Raw genomic sequence first — 18,045 nt, 5'->3', positions numbered from 1 at the left:
GGAACACTCACTCACACGGCGAAATCTGCGGGATTTCAGCCACACCTGAAAAGATGCCTTTGCACCCAACTATGGCCAAAGAATGAAAACTATTAAACAGTCATTCCAAGTTCTGCCAACGTTGCCAATTTTTCGATAGGTTGAGTGTGCCCCGTCCCCTTCGGATCGGATATCTCGTGCCCCAGTTCCCGGGGCAGACACATATCTTTTTCTGGCGCGAAGTCATCGCGCTGGAAGCGATGGGCCATTCCGTATCGCTATTGTCGACACGCCACCCGCCGCAGGGCCTGATCGCGCATGACTGGTCCCAAGACGCCATCGCACGCACGACCTATCTGGGACACATCGACCCGATCCATGCAGTGAATGCTTTGGCCCGTCTATTGCCCAAGGGCCTGATGGGCTGGATCGCATCGGAAGGTCCGCGATTTGGCAAAGACGTTCTGATCGTTCTGGCCGCCGCGAGTAAATTGCTGGCCGAGGCCAAGGCGCAGAAGCTGGATCACATCCACGTCCATTCCTGTGGCCGCGCCGCGATCATCGCCGCGCTGTGCCACAAGATGGGCGGGCCTACCTATTCGCTGACTCTGCACGGCCCGCTGCAGGACTATGGATCGGGTCAGCGTTTCAAATGGTCCAACGCGGCCTTTGGCACGATCATCACCCAAAAGCTGATGGATGAGGCGCTTGAGGAACTGGGCGATGCCCTGCCCGAGCGCATCGAAATCCGCCCGATGGGGGTCGACACATCTGTGATGAAGCGCGAAACGCCCTATAAACCTGTGGAACACGGCCAGCCGATGCGCCTGTTTTCCTGCGGGCGGCTGAACGTTGTGAAAGGCCATCAGGATCTGATGTCGTCTGTCCGGCAACTGTTGGATATGGGCGTGGACGTCCGGCTTGAAATCGCGGGCGAAGATGATGCCGGCGGCACGGGGTATCGGGCCGAGCTTGAGGCGCATCTGAAACAGCTGCGCTTGCAGGATCACGTCAAACTTCTGGGCGCGATTGATGCGGGTCTGGTGCGTCAGAAACTGCTTGAGGCGCACGCCTTTGTTCTGGCCAGCTGGCACGAACCCCTTGGCGTTGCCTATATGGAGGCGATGGCCTGCGGAGTGCCCACATTCGGCACCGATGCGGGCGGCGTGTCCGAACTGATCGACGATGGAAAGAACGGCATTCTGGTGCCGCCCAAGAACCCCAGCGTTCTGGCCCGCGTGCTGCGCGATTTCGCAGGCAACCCCGAACTGGCCATGCGGCTTAGCACGGCTGGACGTGCGCATGTGGTTGAGAACTTCAGCTCGGAACTGGGCGCCCAGACGATCGTGCGCATGATTGATCCGGACAGCGTGACGGATACATCAGCCGAAGAAGACACGACGCCGGAAACAGCCGAAGCTTAATTGACCGGCACCACCGTTTCGGGATCATCGGCGAAAACCAGTTCCTCGATCATCGTCAGGCGCGATACCTGATAGCCGCGCGAAACAGTCACGACTTCACCGTCTTTTTCGATACTGTAGTCGGCCTTATTGCCCGGAAACACAGCGCGGTCCTGACCGGCACCACCGTGCAGCTTGTCCGATCCACCGAGGGAAAACAGAACGTCATCGCCCGGCCCGCCCAACAGAATGTCTTCCTCGGCGGTGCCGTCCATCACGTCATTGCCGGTGCTTCCTGCACGCAGCACCCCGTCTTCGAAGGCTGCCGGATCGCGGGTTTCCCAATCCACGGGCCCACCGGCGTTGTGCGCCATCAACACATCCCAACGTGGGTTGGCATCGTCCAGATGCCGCAAGCCACCCCAACTGCCCCATTTGGACGGCGCAGCGACGTCAACAAAAGCGTTGAACATACGACCGCCCGCTGCATTCCAGCCATCAATTAGTTGCATGTACAGCCGCGCCATCTGGGGGCTGTAGTTGAACTGTTCGAAAAAGGTGGTCAGCGCTTCGTCATCAACGCGGTCCATCTGCGCCGCGACGTGGCTGCCGCCTTCGTACATAATCAGGTCCAATCCAGCGGCCTCGGCGGCGCGGGCGTGGTGAGGAAAGATTTCCTCGACCAAGGTGCGCACCGACCCGTTCGACAACAGCGCCGCAACCGGATCGAAGGCATCCTTGTATTGCTCGATCTTCATGAACTCGCGCAGCGCGACACGGCGCAGCCCTTGGGCACGCCCGCGCTCTTCGGCTTTATCAGCGGCTTCCTTCAGGATAGCGCGCATTTCGCGGCCCTGTTCATCCCCGCCGATTTCATGGCCGAAATATCCGGTCACCGCGTAGGCATCGAAACTGTCGCGCGGCAGATGGCCCAGTTCAAGGAACCCCAAGGGCGACATCAGGGCGGATTCCTCAAGCCCCGGCCAGCCGGTGTGTGTAGCAAAGACGCGAACAAGGCGGTCTTCGGTTTCATCCCCGAACACATCGGTCCAGATATCCATCACCTGAGCCGCGCGCATGCCATAGAACTGCATCCAGCCATCACTGCTTTTGCCCCAGCGGGCTTCGGCCTGTGCGGCGGCATAGTTGGTCTGGGAAAAGATGAAGTTCCACATCTCGTTCGAATATTCGACATGGGCCTTCAGGCGCGGGTCCAGCGTATCCCGCACTTCTTCGGCAAATGCGCGGACGTAATCGTCATCCGCCAGATGGGGCATGTTGAACCATGGATCGGCGCCGATCTGGTTGGCCAGTTCCACCATAACAGGGATCGGCACGCCCCAAGCGGTATAGCTGTAATCGGTCACACGGGGGCGGTCGTCCCACGACACCACGGGCGAGTCATTGGTGAACATCCAGTCCATGAAACGGATCGACCGAACGGTACTGATCCGCGCCAGCCAGTCGGGATTGAACAGCGCGCCGGCCTCGTGCAGCAGCAGGTGGTTTTCATGCACGACCGAGATATTGCGGATCGGATCGTCAGGATCGGTGGCGGCAATGGCAATGCCGACGAACCCTTCGCCCGGTTCAAAAAAGAAACGGATTTCACCGTCCTCATAAACAGCGCGACGGGCGCGGCCTGTGACCTTGATTTCGCCCTTGCCTTCGTACCGCAGAACATAGCTGCCGCGCAGATGAAGGGCGTCTTCGGGCTGGTCGGTCAGGATCAACGCCTCAAGCGTCTTGGCATTGTCCGGCAGGCGAAGCGGCCAGCCGTTTTCATCCAGAAAGCCCCCTGCACGCAGCTCATCAATGCTGATCGCGCCCCATTGGCTGGATGTATGCCCAACCCACTGGCGGGCGGTCTTCATCACATCAATAAAGGGGTGCTGCGTGGACCAATCGGCAATGCCGTTCAGCCCGATGCCCATGGCAGGCTCTCCAATCGGACGCGCGCCGCGCGGCGGAAGGACGTAATCCGCGGCAGGCTGGATATTTTCCAACGCGGCCTTTTTGACCGTAAGATACGGCTGGACCAGCGACCAAATCTGTTCAGCAATGGCCGGATAGGCACCAGCCACAACGGGGTTCACCTTATCCAAGCCCTCAACTGTTTGTGGCAAAGGACGCTGGTACAGGGTCCCATATGTCACCATCGCGGCTAACAGATAGGTGTCGGGCGTGCCATGCGGTGCATCGTCGGAATAGAACGCCTCTGCCGGCAAGTCGGACAATGGGGCGGACGACATGACCTCGGATAAAATGGGCGCGATGGGCAGGCGGCGGATGTCGGCATCGGGGCGTTCGGACTTCAAGTCGGCGATGTAGTCGACATACCAATCCTGATAGGCCCCGCGATTAAAGTCGTGGTACTTTTGCAGGAAGCGTTCATTGGGCGGAAAGCGCCGAATGACGCCGTCCATATCGGCCCAGCCTTCGTAGATGTAATAGGTGATATTAGGCGCGCGTTCGGCCACCCAATCAACCACAGACAGCGTCGCGCCAAGGGGCGAGGTGTTGTTGGGGTTATAGCCATCAAACGCCTTGGTGTGGCTTTGATACTGGATAAAGTTCGTCGGTGTGATCAGCACCACGTCGTAATCATCAGGGTTCCCTGACCCAACGCGCTGGACCGTGGGAAACGACCATTCAGGATTGGGCGGCAGCTGCGACGGAAATTCAGGCAGAAAACCCCAGTGCCCTTCGACAGCAACCGTCGAACCATCAGCCTTGGCCAAAGCATCCAGCCAGACCGGAACGTTCGTCAGTTCGCCACCATCAGGATGATTCACAAGGGAATTGCCGAATGCGTAGAGGTTCAGATGGCGTGCCTCTTGTGCGGCGGTCATTGTCGCCAGACAGCATGTCAGCAAGCTAAGGCCAGCGGCCAACGCCCTAAGCATAGGTGGTTTCCTCGGTTAAACTGTCACTTGTCACAGCGCACCATATGCCCCCGCCCCAAGGCGCAGCAATGGTGTAGACAGAAAACTCACCGTGTTTTTAACGGAAACCGGCCTGTGCCCTTTTTGCGCGCATCACAGGGATGGCAGCCACAGAACCAAGGCAGGCACTGCCAGCAACAGCGCCACATGGATCAGATCCGCCACGACAAAGGGCGTCGTGCCACGGAAAATCGTGGTCAACGGAATGTCCCGCGCCACGCCGCTTAGCACATAGACGTTCATGCCAACGGGCGGTGTGATCAGGGCGATTTCGGTCATCCGAACGACCAGCACACCAAACAAAACGGCGTCATATCCAAGCCCCGTGATCAACGGAAAGAACAGCGGGACAGTCAGCGTCATCATCGCCGACGCATCAAGGATCATGCCCAGAAACAGGTAGAGCACCAGAATGATCAGCAGCACCGCCAGTGGCGGAAGATCAACAGCACTAACCCAAGTGACAAGGTTCAGCGGAATGGTGGTGACGGTGACGAAGGCGTTGAACACCAGCGCGCCAAACAGGATGCCAAAGATCATGCCTGTGGTGCGCAACGTATCATAAACCGCATCCCACAGAGCCTTAATCGTCAGCTTGCCACGCATCCCCGCGATGACCAGCGCACCGAACGCCCCCATTGCGCCTGCCTCTGTGGGGGTGAACCAACCCCAGATGATCCCGCCCATTACAAAGCTGAACAGAACGATCACATCACCAGTTCGGCGAAACCCATGCCAACGGTCGCGCCATCCATAGCGCGGCCCTGCCGGTCCGGCGTCGGGCGAGATTTTGCAGCGAATGGCGATGACCGCCATGTAAAACAGCGCGAGCAGAACACCGGGGATGATCCCTGCTGCGAACATGTCCCCGATCGAGGTTTCGGTCAGGATACCGTAGATAATAAACATGCCGGATGGCGGGATCAGGCTGCCGATCGTGCCGCCGGCGGCCACCGATCCGGATGCCAGCGACAGCGAATAGCCGTGCCGCCGCATTTCCGGCAGCGCCACAAGGCCCATCGTTGCCGTGGTCGCAAGGGAAGATGCGTTGACCGACGCAAAACCTGCAGACGCCCCGACCGTAGCCATCGCCAGACCACCCCTGCGATGGCCCAACATACGCGCCGCAAAGTCGTAAAGGTCCTTACCGATGCCCGACGCAAACAACACATGCGCCATTAACAAGAACAACGGGACAGTGCCGATGGCATAGTTGGTGGCCAGATCAAAGGCGATCACGCCGACCTTGATGAAGGCTGCGTGAAAGCTGATCAGAAGGCCGAAGCCGATGACCCCCACCAAACCCATGGCAAAGCCGATGGGCATTCCGAATGCGATGCACAAAAACATTGCACAGATACCGATCACTCCGGCGAAAACAGGCGTCATTTGCGGGGCTCCTGACGGGCAAGGTGCTGTGCTGCGCGCAACAGGCACACGGCAATCATCAGGGCGATGGCCGCGACCATCAGCCAGCGAAACGGCGCTACCGGAATATCCAGAAGCGGGGTGGTTTCGCCCTGCTTGCCCCGTCTCAGGGCCTCTTCCACACCGGCGTATAGAACAAAGCCCCAGAACACCGTTCCCAAAAGCAACATCGCCCCCTGTGACCATTCACTAACACGGCTTGAAAACGTCTGAACCAGCAATTCAACCTTGGTGTGCGATCCATCCCATGCAGCAAAGGCAAGGGCGCAGGTGACCGTCGGAATCAGCAGCAGTTCCGCCAGAACATAGGTACCCGGAAAGGCGATACCGATCGCCCTGAAGACCACGGTCACAACTGTCAGCACCATAAGCGCCACAAGGGACGCTACGCCCAGTCCAGCGGCCAATCGCACCAGCCATCCCAGTGTTTTTTCCATCAGTCTCATATCAGCACCCGGATTGCGTATCAGGGGGCGCACCACCGCGCCCCCTGCCTACCGTTCAGTTCCCGTAGGCTGCGCAAATGCGGCCCAGCACTTCGGACCCCGGCTTACCCATGCCATCAAGGTCTTCTGCCACCTTTTGGATCGCGGGGGCGAAGGCCTCGGAATAGGCGGCGACAACATCGGGCGCGACGGCGTTGAATTTCACGCCCTGCTCGACGCCATAGGCACGGCCGGCATCTTCGGCCACTTGGGCAAGTTCAAGCGTCCGCTTGCTCAGCCATTCGGTGTTGTCGTCAAAGATCTGCTGGATATCGGCAGGCAGACCCGCCCAGACCGCGCCGTTGATACCCCGCGATGGATAGGCACCGCGCGAATGGGGCAGTTCGGAATAATAGCCGACCACTTCGGCAAAACTCAGGGACTTCAGCGCCTCGTAGGGTGCAATCACACCATCAACCACACCCTTTTCCAAAGCAGGATAGGTTTCGGTCATCGGCATTGTCACACCTTCTGCGCCAAAGGCCGCAAGCGGACCGATGAAATCAACCGCGGAACGGATACGCAGACCTTTCAGATCATCCAGCGACTCGACCGGACCTTCGCGCAAAAGAACATGCATCGGCGTACCAACATTGTAGCCCACCACATGCACACCACCCAGTTCTTCGTTGAAAACAGGGTTTCCTTCCACAAGGTCCATATAGACGCTCAGGACCTTTTCAGGGTCGGTGTAGCCATAGAACATCCCCGGCACGAGGCGGTTCATATCATAGCCGGACCGCGCGTAGATCGGCGCAATATAGGCCATGTCGGCAACACCCGCAGACAGCTCATCAACGCCTTCACGTGACGTAATCAGGGTGCGCCCCCAATACGGGGTGATATCGACACGCCCGCCAGATTGTTCTTCGATCCGTGCGATCCATTCCGCGTCGGCGGCACCATAGGGGTGTGCCTCGGTGTAGGGCGAGGCATAGCTGAGATTGAACTCTGCCGCCCACGCGGGCAAGGCAGACAGGCAAAGTGCGACAAGTGCAGTTGTTCTGATCATTTGTAGTTCCTCCCTAAATCTAATGTCATGTGATCGCCGACGTTTGCCGTCCGGTCGTTGGCGCCGACCCTGTGGTCAGCTTGGTAATTTCGGAGTGCGACAGTCCCAGAGTTTGCAGCACCTCGGCAGTGTGGGTGCCCGGCATGACCGCTGGTTCTGGTGGTGTGAAAGCGCCCAAGCGCACGGGCGGCCCAGCCTGCGTGATAGGGCCATCGGGTGCATCCAGTGCGATCACCATGCCCCGTTCCAGCAAGTGTGGCTCTTTCAATACTTCGGCCAAGGAATTGACCGGCGCGAATTGCGTGCCCGCCGCCTCTAGATACGCCAGCCATTCGCTTCGGGTGCGGGTCGCGAAAATGGCCGCGAGTTCAGTCCGGATCATGTCGCGGCGGCTTGGGTCCATCTGAAGCTCTGCAAACTCGGGTCGTCCCATCGCGTCGCAGAAAGCGCGCCAATAGCGGGGCTCCATATCTGTCGTCACCAGCCAAGCACCATCGGCACATTGCCAAAGCCCCAGATCGGCGCGTCGCGTTCCCCGTGGCGGCACCTTATCCGGGTCGGGATAACGGCTGATCAGATTGGCCAGCAGAACCAGCGAACAGTCCGTCATCGAGACGTCAACATGCCGGCCTTGCCCCGTCGATCTTGCCTGCATAACAGCCGCCAAGGTGGCGAATGCCGCATGGGCACCTGTCGTGATGTCGGCGGCGGCAAATCCGGGAAGACCCGGCGCATCAGGATCCTCTCCGGTCCGGCTCAACACGCCCGAAAGCGCCAAGGCAACCGGATCATGGCCAGGCTTGTCACGAAGCGACCCAGTCTGCCCGCAGAGCGTCAGAGACGTGTACACCAGCGTAGGATTGGCCTGAGTTAGAGCGTGATATCCGAGTCCCAGACCCTCAAGAACACCGGGTCTGTAATCTTCGACAACCACATCAACGGTTGTCGCCAAGCGGCGCAACGCTTCCTGTGCGTCGGCATAACCCAGATCAAGGCAGATCGACTTTTTCCCGCGCGCCAGCATGTCCTGCGCCCGCTGGCGAACGCGGCCGGCATCATCCAGACGATCCCACCCGAACACCTTGGCCTGCTTGACCAATTCGCGGGGATGTTCGACGCGAATAACCTCTGCCCCCTGATCGGCCAGAAGCCACGTACAGTAGGGCCCCGGCAAAAGCCGTGAAAAATCCAGAACGCGCAGACCGGACAGCGCGCTCATTTCGCACCCATATGGTGGACTGCGAACAAGGGTCCGGGCACGCCGTCCGCATCGAACATGGCGCGCGCCTTCATTTGCGGGGTGTTCGGCACTTCGTCCAATCGGATGATCGGCGACAGGCCCCATCCGTGCTTCAGCGACCAATCCGCCAGTTGATCGCGGCTGTGTTGTGCAAAGAAGACCTCGACCACGGATTGCCAGCGATCGATAACGGCCTGATCGGTATCTGCGACAAGGATCGCGTCCCAGTCGATCTCGGCCAATTCGCCAGCGGCGCCATGATCCTGCATGACGCGCACGACAGCCCGCATCATGCCGGGGTTGTCGATCATGGACCATGTCACATAACCGTCTGCGCAGGGCCAGATCTGGCGCACACCGGATTTACCGCGCACCAGCATGTTGCCCCTCCGCGTACCGATGCGACCGGTGTTTTCGTACATCACCGCCTCGCGGTAGTTGGCAAGCGCTGCGGACTGCAAAGCAGACAGAGTAATGCGCTGACCCTTGCCGGTCTGACGTCGGGCCCGCAGCCCCATCAACGCGGCGGTCGCGGCCTGAATACCGGTCAGCGCATAGGCCTGTTCCCCCGGCAACCGCAGCGGTGGCTTGTCCGGTGTGCCGATCACGTGCATCAGGCCCGATTGCGCCATCAGTGTCAGATCGGTCACTGGACGATCCTGATCGGGGTATCCCGTGACCACCACATGGATCAGACGCGTATGTTTTCCGGCTAGGTCATCAACACCATCGCGCATCCCGCTTCTGCGGTCATCCAGCAGGATGTCAGCGTTCCGCAAAAGCTGCTCCAAGGGTTTGTCAGAACGGGTCATGCCTTTGTGCCACGCTTTCTGACGCGCGGGCGTCAGAGGTGCCGCCGCTGCAAGGGTCACATCCGCCCCAAGACGCGCCAACATACTGCCGCCGAAATCGACAAGATGATCCGCAAGAACGACGACACGGATACCGGACAAAAGCGTCATACCAAGACCCCCTTTGCGGTCAGGTCCTGTACTTCGGCGTCAGTCAGTCCGATTTCCGAAAAGACAAAGAGGTTATCCGCCCCAAGGCAGGGCGAAGGGCCTACATCGCTGGGCGTATCAGGCAGCACATAAGGCGGCGCAGGCATGTTCGCGGTGCCGATAACGGGGTGTTCGACAGCAACAAAATGCCCCGCAGCGTTCAGGTCAGGATGCTCTGACAGGCCCTTTCCGTCCAGCACGGCTACGGCTGGAACACCAGCCCGTAATAGTCTCTGTTCAAGCTCAACTAAGTCCCAATTCGCAGTTGCATGCTCAACAGGCCCATCCCCAAGAACACCTGCTAAAGCCATGCGATGCGCATCAGTTTCGCAGGCTATCGCGATCCACCGGCCATCCTTGCAGGGAAACACACCATGAGGTGCCATTTCCGTATCTTCATTGGCCGGTTTTTCGGTGGGCAATTCGGCAAACAGATCGCCAATCACATGGACCATCGACTCGATCTGGCTGACGTCCACATGCACACCTTCGCCCGTGCGGTCGCGATGCTCTAATGCGGACAATATCGCCACCGTCAGCATCATTGGCGCGACCACATCGCCATAGGCAAAGGGTGGCATATGTGGCTCTGTTTCAGGCCAACCTGTCATATCGCAGTGACCGGACCACGCCGCGGCCGAGTTGCCGTAGCCCCGCAATCCGGACAACGGCCCTGACCGTCCGGCAACCGACACGCTGGCCAGAATGACGCCCGGCTTTACCTGTTGCAGCGTTTCCCAATCCAGCCCGATGCGGTCCATGTAACCGGGGCCAAAGTTTTCCACGACCACATCGGCCCAGGCGATCAGCTTTTTCGCCACGTCGACCCCACGCGGATCGGACAGATTAATCGTCACGCTTTTCTTCGACGTGTTGGTTTGCGCGAAAAACACGGATGCATCGGGATTGCGACGATCACCACCCGCGAAAGGAGGTGACCGCCGCCCCAGATCAAGGCGAACGGAGGATTCAACCTTGACCACTGTGGCCCCGTTATCGGCCAAATCCTTGGTCGATCGGGGCCCTGCGCCGACCCACGAAAAATCTGCAACCTTCAGACCGTCCAGTGCGCCCATTAGTCCGCCCCCACTTCATCCAACACTGCTCGCACCTGCGCCTCGACTGTGGTTCTGTCCCAGTCGCGCGGGTCCACCATGTCGGAATGGATTTCGACAACGCGGACACCCGCCGCTTTCAGCGCCTCGCGGGCAAAATATGATCCGTATCCGGAAAAGCGGTCGTGTTCCGGCACCAGCATCACGGCCACATCAATCCGCCAGCGGCGCGCCTCTTTCACCAGCCATTCGTTGACCCACGGCGGTTGGTGAAGCTGTTCGTTCATCGCCGACACCCGCGCCGCCAGCGCGCGCAACGGATCGCCGTGATCCGTGCGGATGTAGCCATCGGCTGCAAAGGGCAGGTACATTGACCACGCGAAAACGGCCCCGTGGCTTTCCTCGAACGCGCGGTAGAAAGACGTGTCGAACCAAAGACCCGCGCCGATCCACATCATCCGGATGCGTTCGTCAGGACAGACGACATGGCCCGCACCAATCCGATCTTCGACCTCGGCCTTGAATGCACGAACGTGGTCCAGCGCCCAATCCGATCCGCGATGCCATTGCGGGATCATGACGTTGGGCATCTGTTCCGCTATTCCCATCGGGCATTTGTCAGATCGTGCGATCAGGTCGGCCACGTCATCCAGCAGGCGTTCCTGTTCGTCGATCCGCGCCATGTAGGCGGCAAAGCCGTCGGGATCAAAGTCGCGCCCAGTCAGCCGTTCCAGTGACGCGATCAACGGCTTCATTTCGGCCACCATCAGATCAAGCCGCGCGCTGCCGTAAAGCCCTTCCCAATCGCTGCGGGCCCGAACCCACCAGTCCGGCGCGGGATCTGGCGTAGCCGGAGCCGAAAGAAGATGCAGTTCGGCCCCTGAAAGCTCGGCCCATCTTTGGAAAATACGCGGGTGTTCATCGGAACTGGACCGCGCACACAGAATGGACGGCGCAGGCAAACCGCCCCACGGCTGGGCGTCAAAATCGCCCACTAACTGCGCGATCAGCGGAAGGCTGGAGTATCGCGGCAGGTGGGGATGAAACCCCATGTCTTCCATCTGGTCGAAGTAGTGGGGAGCAAGCTGTTTGGCCGAAATGACCGCCGACCACCATTGGTTGGTGACCATCGGAACATCCATAAAATGAAACAACTCGTGCGGTGTGTCCGCGTTGACAAAGGCATAGGGTTTGCCATCTGTGATCTGACCCCGAAGCCCCTTCAGCCAATCGCGTTGATAGGCGGTCGCCGTTTGTGCTCCGGTCATGCCAAGGCCTCCGAAATCAGGGTGCTGGCGGCATCACACCACGCGGCATCGGGCCGGAACGGGCGAAACCCGAGGTTTACAAAACGCGCACCGCGGTCTTCGGTCGCGCGCTTTAGTGCAGGTACCTCCCACCCGAATGCGTCATCGTTTTCGTCAACGCTGACGACCACCAGATCTGCTTCCTCTGTCGCCTTGTGAAGCGCGCGGGTAAACCGATCAGGCGGGGCCGCGCGCAAGGACAAAGCGTCACCGGCAAGATCGGCCAGCATGCTTTCTGCGCTATGGATGAAAGGCGCGCTGCGACCGTAGTCCTGTACGTCCGCGATAACTTGACCATGCGCCTCGCAAACCGCGTGCAGCACAGGCGTATCGCACGCGGTGCCTGTCAGTGCGATTTTCGGGCCTTGGGCCGTGCGAAGCGAAAGATCGGCAAGCAGGGCGCTATGGGCTTCTGCCGTCAACCAACGCCCCGCGTTACGGGCAATGAACGCCTCTTGCCCGCCGGATGGCAGTTCGCCCACGATATTATGCCGAGCAGCCTCAGACGCAATGGCGGCGCTCAAGGCGTTGGAATCGCACGGGGCGCCCAGCGTTTGCTCTAGTTCCCTTACCAAGCGATCCTGTTCTGCCTGATTGAAAACTTCGGCTGCGGTGCTTTTGGTGTGAGGCATGTTCCAAAGATGCAGGCGCGGCCCCTTTGTCGTCAGTTGTCCCTGCCGACGCAGTTCGGACGCGTATTGATAGGCCGCAAGACCGGCAACGTCGTCACGGACAAAGATCAGAGCGGCGAAGCTGTCCAAGGCACCCGCGGCAAACCTATGCAGGAAGCGCGCTGCGAACGGATCCAGAAAGGGTTCGGTCACTTTTGAAACGACCGATTCAATCGGTCCGTCCACCGCATCTGCCAGTGGCGGCGCCTTCACGTCGACGACCACGCCACCCATTGCAGTGATCAAGGGCGCTGGCACGCCCTCACCGAACACGCCAACCAACGGCTTGCCATTCGCGACGACGCCATCGGCGCGCTCTTCAAAGGCCTTCAATAAACTGGCGTATGACGACAACGTCCCCTCCCCGGTCGATGTCCGTTCAATTTAGTTCATTTTGGAAACCTTTTGTTCTGTGTGTCAATAGCCATGTTTGACAAAATTACGCCCTCCCCCTAGCGATGATCTATCCGCTCAGCTTGGAATGCACATGGAACGCCACAACGACACGCCTTCGGACACGACACTTGGACACCTCTCTGAGGACATCTCATTTGTGACGCGCATTCTGCGGACCAAAATTCTGGAAGCGAATGAATCCTTCTTTGCCAAGCACAACGTGCTAGGGGGCGAGGTCGCAGTTCTGAACCTGATCGATCTGAACCCCGGACTGACCCAGAAAGAACTGGCTCACATGGTTGTTCTGCGCAAATCCGCGCTGACAAAGCTGGTGAATGAACTGGAACAGGCCGGTGTGATCGAGCGACGCAAGGAAGGGTCCGACAAGCGACTGAATGCGCTTTATCTGACCCGAGAGGGACAGTCGCGGCTGGCGAATATCAAGCCGGATATTGCCAAGTTGCAGGAAGAACTGCTTGGCCCTCTATCCCCGGGCGAACGTGCGATGTTGTTCGAACTTTTGTGGCGGGTCATCCAACCGCAGGAAAAGTAAAACAGGCGGCATCCCATCCCTGACGCTTGACAGGCCTACCAATTTTGTTTCTTTTTGAAACTAATTTGCAGTCACCTTTGTCAGGAGAACCCCATGGCTCAGCCCCTAGAAGGCATCCGCATTGCGGATTTCAGCCACGTCATTGCGGGCCCCTTGGCGACGCAATTCCTGAATCTTCTGGGTGCCGAGGTGATCAAGGTCGAACCGCCCGCTGGCGACCCTATGCGCTATTACACCCGCAATGCCGACAGACGCGGGATGGCCGAACCCTTTGTCGGGGCAAATGCGGGCAAACGATCAGTTGTGCTGGACCTGAAAACCAACGAAGGCCGCCGCGCCGCGCAGGATATCGTGGCGTCTTGTGACGTGTTTGTCGAAAACTTCCGGCCCGGCGTTGCCGAACGGCTGGGGCTTGGATCAGAAAGCCTGACGCAAAAGCACCCTTCGCTGATCTATTGTTCGATCTCGGGGTTTGGGCAGGACGGCCCGATGCGCGATTTTCCCGCGATTGATCAGGTGATCCAGAGTGTGTCGGGCCTTATGCTTCTGTCCGGCCATGAAGGGGAACCAGCCGAGCGTATCGGATTTCCCATCGTCGATACCTATTCCGCGCTTCTGTCCGCGTTTGCGATCCTGTCCGCCGTGCTTCAGCGTGAACGCGACCCAAAGCGCAAGGGGCAGGTGATTGACGTGTCCATGCTGGACGCAACCATGGTGATGATGAGCGCGGTTGTGGGCCCGATGATGCTATCCGGCCAGACACCCACGCGGGCGGGCAACCGCGGGTTTTCAGGGGCACCGACAGCTGACACGTTCCCAACAGCTGACGGAGAGATCACGATCGGCGCGGTACAGCAGGCGCAGGTCGAACGTCTTTTCCGGACGCTGGACTGCATGGACCTATTGGCAGACGAACGCTTTGCAACACCAGACGCCCGACTAGAGAACGACATGGCCCTGCGAGAGCTTCTACTGGCCCGCTTCGCGACACGAACAGCCATTGAGTGGGAAACCGACTTGGCCGCGGCGGGCGTGCCAGCAGGCAAAGTAAGACCGCTCAAAGAGGCGATGGACATGCCGCAAGTCGAATCGCGCGACCTGTTTTTGGATCTGCCAGACGGATCCAAGATCCTGAACGCAGGCTTTCGTTTTGAACACGATGGCCCGTGGCTGAACGTCAACGCCCCTGGCATTGGTGCGGATACTGACAGCGTTCTTGCAGAACTGCGCCAAACTGCGCGCTGAACAAACCATCTTTCCGTTCAGGAAATAAAAAAGGGCCGCGAAAGCGACCCTGTTTTAATGGTCGGAGTGAGAGGATTCGAACCTCCGACCCCCTGCTCCCGAAGCAGGTGCGCTACCAGGCTGCGCTACACTCCGACTGTGGCGGGCGGGATAGCCGAGCCGCAGGCGTTTGGCAAGGCCTGTTTACGGCCTTCTTTGCCATCCCAGCAAACGGCGCAAAACACCGATCCGCAACTGCGTGCCGGTTTCGAACCGCGACCTGCTGCGCAGAACGGGCGTATTCTCGGATGCGTTCTGCTGACCTTCGCGAAGAACAATGTAAATGCCGCTGGCGATGATGACACCGGCGCCCAGAAGCGTGACCAAATCCGGGGTTTCGTTGAACAGCAAGGTGCCAAAGAAAATCGCCCACAGAATCTGGGAATACTGCATCGGGGCCACGATGACGGCCTCGCCTGCGCGGTAGGCCAGAATGATCACGATAGACGCCGTGAACCCCAACAGCGCCATCCCCAGCAACAGCGCAAGATGTTCGACAGGCATCGGCACATAGACGAACGGCATTGCCGCGCCCATGATCACGAAGTTCGCCAGCATCGGGTACAGCACCAGCACCTCGGCCCGTTCTGCGCTGCCTACCTTGCGCACGATGATCGAGGCCAGAGCACTACCAACAGACGCCACCATCGCCGCAAGATGGCCAAGGGACAGTTCAGTCGTCCCTGGCCGCAGCACGATCAGAACGCCGCCCAGACCGACGATAACCGCCATCCAACGGCGCAAGCGTACCTTTTCACCCAATATCGGGATCGACAGGATCGTGATCAGCAAGGGCGAAGCAAAAAGGATGGCGTAGGTTTGCGCCAAGGGAAGCACCGTAAAGGCGTAAAAAGCCGACAGGCCGGTGACGACCACGGCGGCAGTCCGCGTCAGCGTCCACCACGGATGCGCGGCGCGCAACGTGCCCGGTTGTGGATCACGGATCAACATGACGGTGGCCAGCGGAAAGCTGAACAGAACCGAAAAGAACACGATCTGGAATGGGGTGTAATTCACGCCCAGCTCTTTCACGATCACGTCGTGTGTGGCGTATAGGGCAAAAGAGAGCAGCGCTAGCAGCGCGCCTTTGGCGTTCTGTCCCATGGTCTTGATCCGGTTATGTTAACGCTAACCCGATCATGCTTTTCAGGGAAAGAAAGGAATGGCAAGCGTTCGGCCCGCCATTCCTGTGAAATTTCGCGTTTGCGTTTACAGCGACGCGTCCAGTGCGGCGACAATCGCGTCACCCATGGCGGATGTGGAAACCGGATCACGGCCCTCTTCGCCCAGCAGGTCCGCTGTGCGGTAACCGTCGGCCAGAACCGCTTCGATTGCTTTTTCCAGACGTGTGGCTTCGTCGCCTTGGTCAAAGCTGTAGCGAAGTGCCATCGCAAAGCTGAGGATACAGGCGATCGGGTTTGCTTTGCCCTGACCTGCGATGTCCGGTGCGGAACCGTGTACCGGTTCGTACATCGCTTTCGGACGACCGTTTGCCATCGGCGCACCCAAGGATGCGGACGGCAACATGCCCAACGAACCTGTCAGCATCGCCGCCAGATCGGACAACAGATCGCCGAACAGGTTGTCTGTGACGATCACGTCGAACTGCTTGGGCCAGCGTGTCAGCTGCATCGCACCTGCGTCTGCGTACATGTGGCTCAGTTCGACCTCGGGGTAGTCTGCGCCAACACGTGTCACGACTTCGCGCCACAGGATGCCGGATTCCATCACGTTCGCTTTTTCCATCGAGCACAGTTTCTTGTCGCGCTTCATGGCCAGTTCGAACGACGCGCGTGCAACGCGGTCGATTTCGGATTCTGTGTAACGCTGGGTGTTGATGCCCACGCGTTCGTTGCCTTCTTCGAAGATACCGCGCGGTTCGCCGAAATAGACGCCCGACGTCAGTTCACGCACGATCATGATGTCGAGGCCGGACACAACTTCGGTCTTCAGGGACGAGAAATCTGCCAGCGCGTCAAAGCACTGCGCAGGGCGCAGGTTGGCGAACAGATCCATTTCCTTACGCAGGCGCAGCAGGCCGCGCTCGGGCTTCACGCTGAAGTCCAGAACGTCGTACTTGGGGCCACCAACGGCGCCCAGCAGAACGGCGTCAACCTCTTGGGCTTTGGCCATTGTGTCGTCGTGCAGCGGTGTGCCGTGGGCGTCATATGCCGCGCCACCAACCAGATCTTCGCTTACGTCAAAAACCAGATCGCGCTTGGCACCGAACCAGTCGATGATCTTGCGAACTTCGGCCATGACCTCGGGGCCGATACCGTCACCAGGAAGAATAAGAAGCGAAGGGTTGCTCATTGCGTGAATCCTTTGTTCATTGTCGCGTTTCGCCTAATGGTTGGACGCGGAAGGGTCAAGAAATCACGGCGGTCAATTCTTCTGCCAGTATGTCCCAAACCCTGCGAATACGCGGGGTATTTCGCAGCGATTCATGCACGGCCAGCCATAACGGTAGGGTTGGTAAGGGAATTTCCGGAAAGAGCCGCGTCACACCCGGCGTTTTGTCGGCAATCGTTGTTTGTGCAAACCCGATCCCGCAACCTGCGCGGATCAGTTCCCAATAGACGGGATGATGATCGCAGCGCGTGGCAAACCAATCGCGCTGCGCGGCGATTCCCATGTTCCGCATGCCGCGCACGATCAGATCCGACCGGTCATAGCCGACCAGATCCATCTTCCACATGTCATCAAGAGATGCCGGCTGACCCACGCGCTCTAGGTAACTGTCAGAGGCATAAACACCCAATTCCAGATCACCCAGATGACGGGTCACAATGTCCAACTGACGTGGCTGGTGCATCCTGACGGCGATGTCCGCCTCTCGGTACAACAGGTTTTCGGTTCGGTCGGTCGCCACGACATCAACGCTGATTTCGGGTTCTTCTTGGCGGATGCGGGCAATGATGGCAGGTAGGTGATGATAGGCTGTAAATTCGCTGGCAGTGATCCGCACGGGGCCCGATACGCTATCCGACCTGCCAATCGCTGCACGGCCCAGCGCGTGAAACCCGTCTGACATGGCCTGCGCATGGGGCAACAGGGCCTGACCTGCCTCGGACAGTTCAAGGCCACGGGGACGGCGTTCAAAGAGGGTCAGGTTCAGCGTGTCTTCGATCTGTCTGATCTGCCGCCCGATGGTAGGCTGGCTTGACCCAAGCTCGCGCGCAGCGGCGGACAAAGACCCGGCTTCGGCCACAGCCAGAAAGCTGCGGATCAAAGACCAATCCAGATTAGAAATCGAATAATCCATTCACATATGAATAAACGATAT

The 18,045-nt window shown here is 59.1% G+C and carries 15 protein-coding genes and 1 tRNA gene; 3 read left to right on the top strand and 13 right to left on the bottom strand.

Features of this window, described 5'->3' with window-relative positions:
- Positions 1–146 precede the first annotated feature (146 nt).
- Entirely contained in the window at positions 147–1,403 is a 1,257-nt protein-coding gene (gene epsE / locus AC4FIA_RS03360) for an exopolysaccharide biosynthesis GT4 family glycosyltransferase EpsE (RefSeq protein ID WP_490364712.1), read from the top strand.
- Here epsE and AC4FIA_RS03355 read toward each other — a convergent pair.
- The 9 genes from AC4FIA_RS03355 to AC4FIA_RS03315 form a co-directional block, all read right to left on the bottom strand.
- Entirely contained in the window at positions 1,400–4,288 is a 2,889-nt protein-coding gene (locus AC4FIA_RS03355; protein ID WP_490364711.1) for a calcium-binding protein, read from the bottom strand. The two genes, epsE and AC4FIA_RS03355, sit on opposite strands and share 4 nt — an antisense overlap.
- Positions 4,289–4,420: 132 nt before the next feature.
- Positions 4,421–5,716, bottom strand: coding sequence for a TRAP transporter large permease (locus AC4FIA_RS03350; protein WP_490364710.1), 1,296 nt, complete (start codon positions 5,714–5,716; stop codon positions 4,421–4,423).
- Complete coding sequence (locus AC4FIA_RS03345) at positions 5,713–6,192, bottom strand: TRAP transporter small permease (protein WP_490364709.1); 480 nt, start codon at positions 6,190–6,192, stop codon at positions 5,713–5,715. Before AC4FIA_RS03345 ends, AC4FIA_RS03350 begins: the two co-directional genes overlap by 4 nt.
- A 64-nt stretch (positions 6,193–6,256) precedes the next feature.
- Positions 6,257–7,252, bottom strand: a complete 996-nt coding sequence (locus AC4FIA_RS03340) for a TRAP transporter substrate-binding protein (protein WP_490364708.1) — start codon at positions 7,250–7,252, stop codon at positions 6,257–6,259.
- Positions 7,253–7,277: 25 nt separating this feature from the next.
- The gene (locus AC4FIA_RS03335) at positions 7,278–8,471 is read right to left on the bottom strand and encodes a CaiB/BaiF CoA transferase family protein (protein ID WP_490364707.1); all 1,194 of its coding nucleotides are present in this window, start codon (positions 8,469–8,471) and stop codon (positions 7,278–7,280) included.
- A complete protein-coding gene (locus tag AC4FIA_RS03330; RefSeq protein WP_490364706.1) occupies positions 8,468–9,454 on the bottom strand; it encodes a CoA transferase in 987 nt (328 codons plus the stop codon). Before AC4FIA_RS03330 ends, AC4FIA_RS03335 begins: the two co-directional genes overlap by 4 nt.
- Positions 9,451–10,569, bottom strand: a complete 1,119-nt coding sequence (locus AC4FIA_RS03325) for a CaiB/BaiF CoA transferase family protein (protein ID WP_490364705.1) — start codon at positions 10,567–10,569, stop codon at positions 9,451–9,453. The genes AC4FIA_RS03330 and AC4FIA_RS03325 overlap by 4 nt, the downstream gene beginning before the upstream one ends.
- On the bottom strand, positions 10,569–11,816 hold the full coding sequence (locus AC4FIA_RS03320; protein ID WP_490364704.1) for a 2-hydroxyacyl-CoA dehydratase: 1,248 nt from the start codon (positions 11,814–11,816) through the stop codon (positions 10,569–10,571). The genes AC4FIA_RS03325 and AC4FIA_RS03320 overlap by 1 nt, the downstream gene beginning before the upstream one ends.
- Positions 11,813–12,880, bottom strand: coding sequence for a 2-hydroxyacyl-CoA dehydratase family protein (locus tag AC4FIA_RS03315; RefSeq protein WP_490364703.1), 1,068 nt, complete (start codon positions 12,878–12,880; stop codon positions 11,813–11,815). Before AC4FIA_RS03315 ends, AC4FIA_RS03320 begins: the two co-directional genes overlap by 4 nt.
- Positions 12,881–13,013: 133 nt before the next feature.
- On the opposite strand from AC4FIA_RS03315, the gene AC4FIA_RS03310 reads away from it, so the two are divergent.
- Positions 13,014–13,475, top strand: coding sequence for a MarR family winged helix-turn-helix transcriptional regulator (locus tag AC4FIA_RS03310; protein ID WP_490364702.1), 462 nt, complete (start codon positions 13,014–13,016; stop codon positions 13,473–13,475).
- 93 nt (positions 13,476–13,568) lie between these two features.
- The gene (locus tag AC4FIA_RS03305; protein WP_490364701.1) at positions 13,569–14,720 is read left to right on the top strand and encodes a CaiB/BaiF CoA transferase family protein; all 1,152 of its coding nucleotides are present in this window, start codon (positions 13,569–13,571) and stop codon (positions 14,718–14,720) included.
- A gap of 58 nt (positions 14,721–14,778) precedes the next feature.
- Here the strand turns inward: AC4FIA_RS03305 and AC4FIA_RS03300 are convergent.
- The 4 genes from AC4FIA_RS03300 to AC4FIA_RS03285 form a co-directional block, all read right to left on the bottom strand.
- Positions 14,779–14,855 (bottom strand) — tRNA-Pro (locus AC4FIA_RS03300).
- Positions 14,856–14,903: 48 nt separating this feature from the next.
- Positions 14,904–15,863 (bottom strand): DMT family transporter, encoded by a 960-nt coding sequence (locus AC4FIA_RS03295; protein WP_103910634.1) that lies wholly within the window; start codon positions 15,861–15,863, stop codon positions 14,904–14,906.
- Positions 15,864–15,968: 105 nt separating this feature from the next.
- Positions 15,969–17,072 (bottom strand): 3-isopropylmalate dehydrogenase, encoded by a 1,104-nt coding sequence (gene leuB / locus AC4FIA_RS03290; protein ID WP_287473326.1) that lies wholly within the window; start codon positions 17,070–17,072, stop codon positions 15,969–15,971.
- 55 nt (positions 17,073–17,127) lie between these two features.
- Complete coding sequence (locus tag AC4FIA_RS03285; RefSeq protein ID WP_490364700.1) at positions 17,128–18,024, bottom strand: LysR family transcriptional regulator; 897 nt, start codon at positions 18,022–18,024, stop codon at positions 17,128–17,130.
- Positions 18,025–18,045 lie beyond the last annotated feature (21 nt).

It is taken from the genome of Thalassococcus sp. (assembly GCF_982780845.1).
The sequence above is the reverse complement of the archived record's forward strand: the minus strand, read 5'-3'. Positions and strand labels throughout refer to the sequence as shown.

What these genes read in the sequence shown, in the direction of transcription:
- AC4FIA_RS03355 (WP_490364711.1), bottom strand. Translation starts at nt 4,288, where the DNA reads ATGCTTAGGGCGTTGGCCGCTGGCCTTAGCTTGCTGACATGCTGTCTG.
- AC4FIA_RS03350 (WP_490364710.1), bottom strand. Translation starts at nt 5,716, where the DNA reads ATGACGCCTGTTTTCGCCGGAGTGATCGGTATCTGTGCAATGTTTTTG.
- AC4FIA_RS03345 (WP_490364709.1), bottom strand. Translation starts at nt 6,192, where the DNA reads ATGGAAAAAACACTGGGATGGCTGGTGCGATTGGCCGCTGGACTGGGC.
- AC4FIA_RS03340 (WP_490364708.1), bottom strand. Translation starts at nt 7,252, where the DNA reads ATGATCAGAACAACTGCACTTGTCGCACTTTGCCTGTCTGCCTTGCCC.
- AC4FIA_RS03335 (WP_490364707.1), bottom strand. Translation starts at nt 8,471, where the DNA reads ATGAGCGCGCTGTCCGGTCTGCGCGTTCTGGATTTTTCACGGCTTTTG.
- AC4FIA_RS03330 (WP_490364706.1), bottom strand. Translation starts at nt 9,454, where the DNA reads ATGACGCTTTTGTCCGGTATCCGTGTCGTCGTTCTTGCGGATCATCTT.
- AC4FIA_RS03325 (WP_490364705.1), bottom strand. Translation starts at nt 10,569, where the DNA reads ATGGGCGCACTGGACGGTCTGAAGGTTGCAGATTTTTCGTGGGTCGGC.
- AC4FIA_RS03320 (WP_490364704.1), bottom strand. Translation starts at nt 11,816, where the DNA reads ATGACCGGAGCACAAACGGCGACCGCCTATCAACGCGATTGGCTGAAG.
- AC4FIA_RS03310 (WP_490364702.1), top strand. Translation starts at nt 13,014, where the DNA reads ATGGAACGCCACAACGACACGCCTTCGGACACGACACTTGGACACCTC.
- AC4FIA_RS03305 (WP_490364701.1), top strand. Translation starts at nt 13,569, where the DNA reads ATGGCTCAGCCCCTAGAAGGCATCCGCATTGCGGATTTCAGCCACGTC.
- AC4FIA_RS03295 (WP_103910634.1), bottom strand. Translation starts at nt 15,863, where the DNA reads ATGGGACAGAACGCCAAAGGCGCGCTGCTAGCGCTGCTCTCTTTTGCC.
- leuB (WP_287473326.1), bottom strand. Translation starts at nt 17,072, where the DNA reads ATGAGCAACCCTTCGCTTCTTATTCTTCCTGGTGACGGTATCGGCCCC.
- AC4FIA_RS03285 (WP_490364700.1), bottom strand. Translation starts at nt 18,024, where the DNA reads ATGGATTATTCGATTTCTAATCTGGATTGGTCTTTGATCCGCAGCTTT.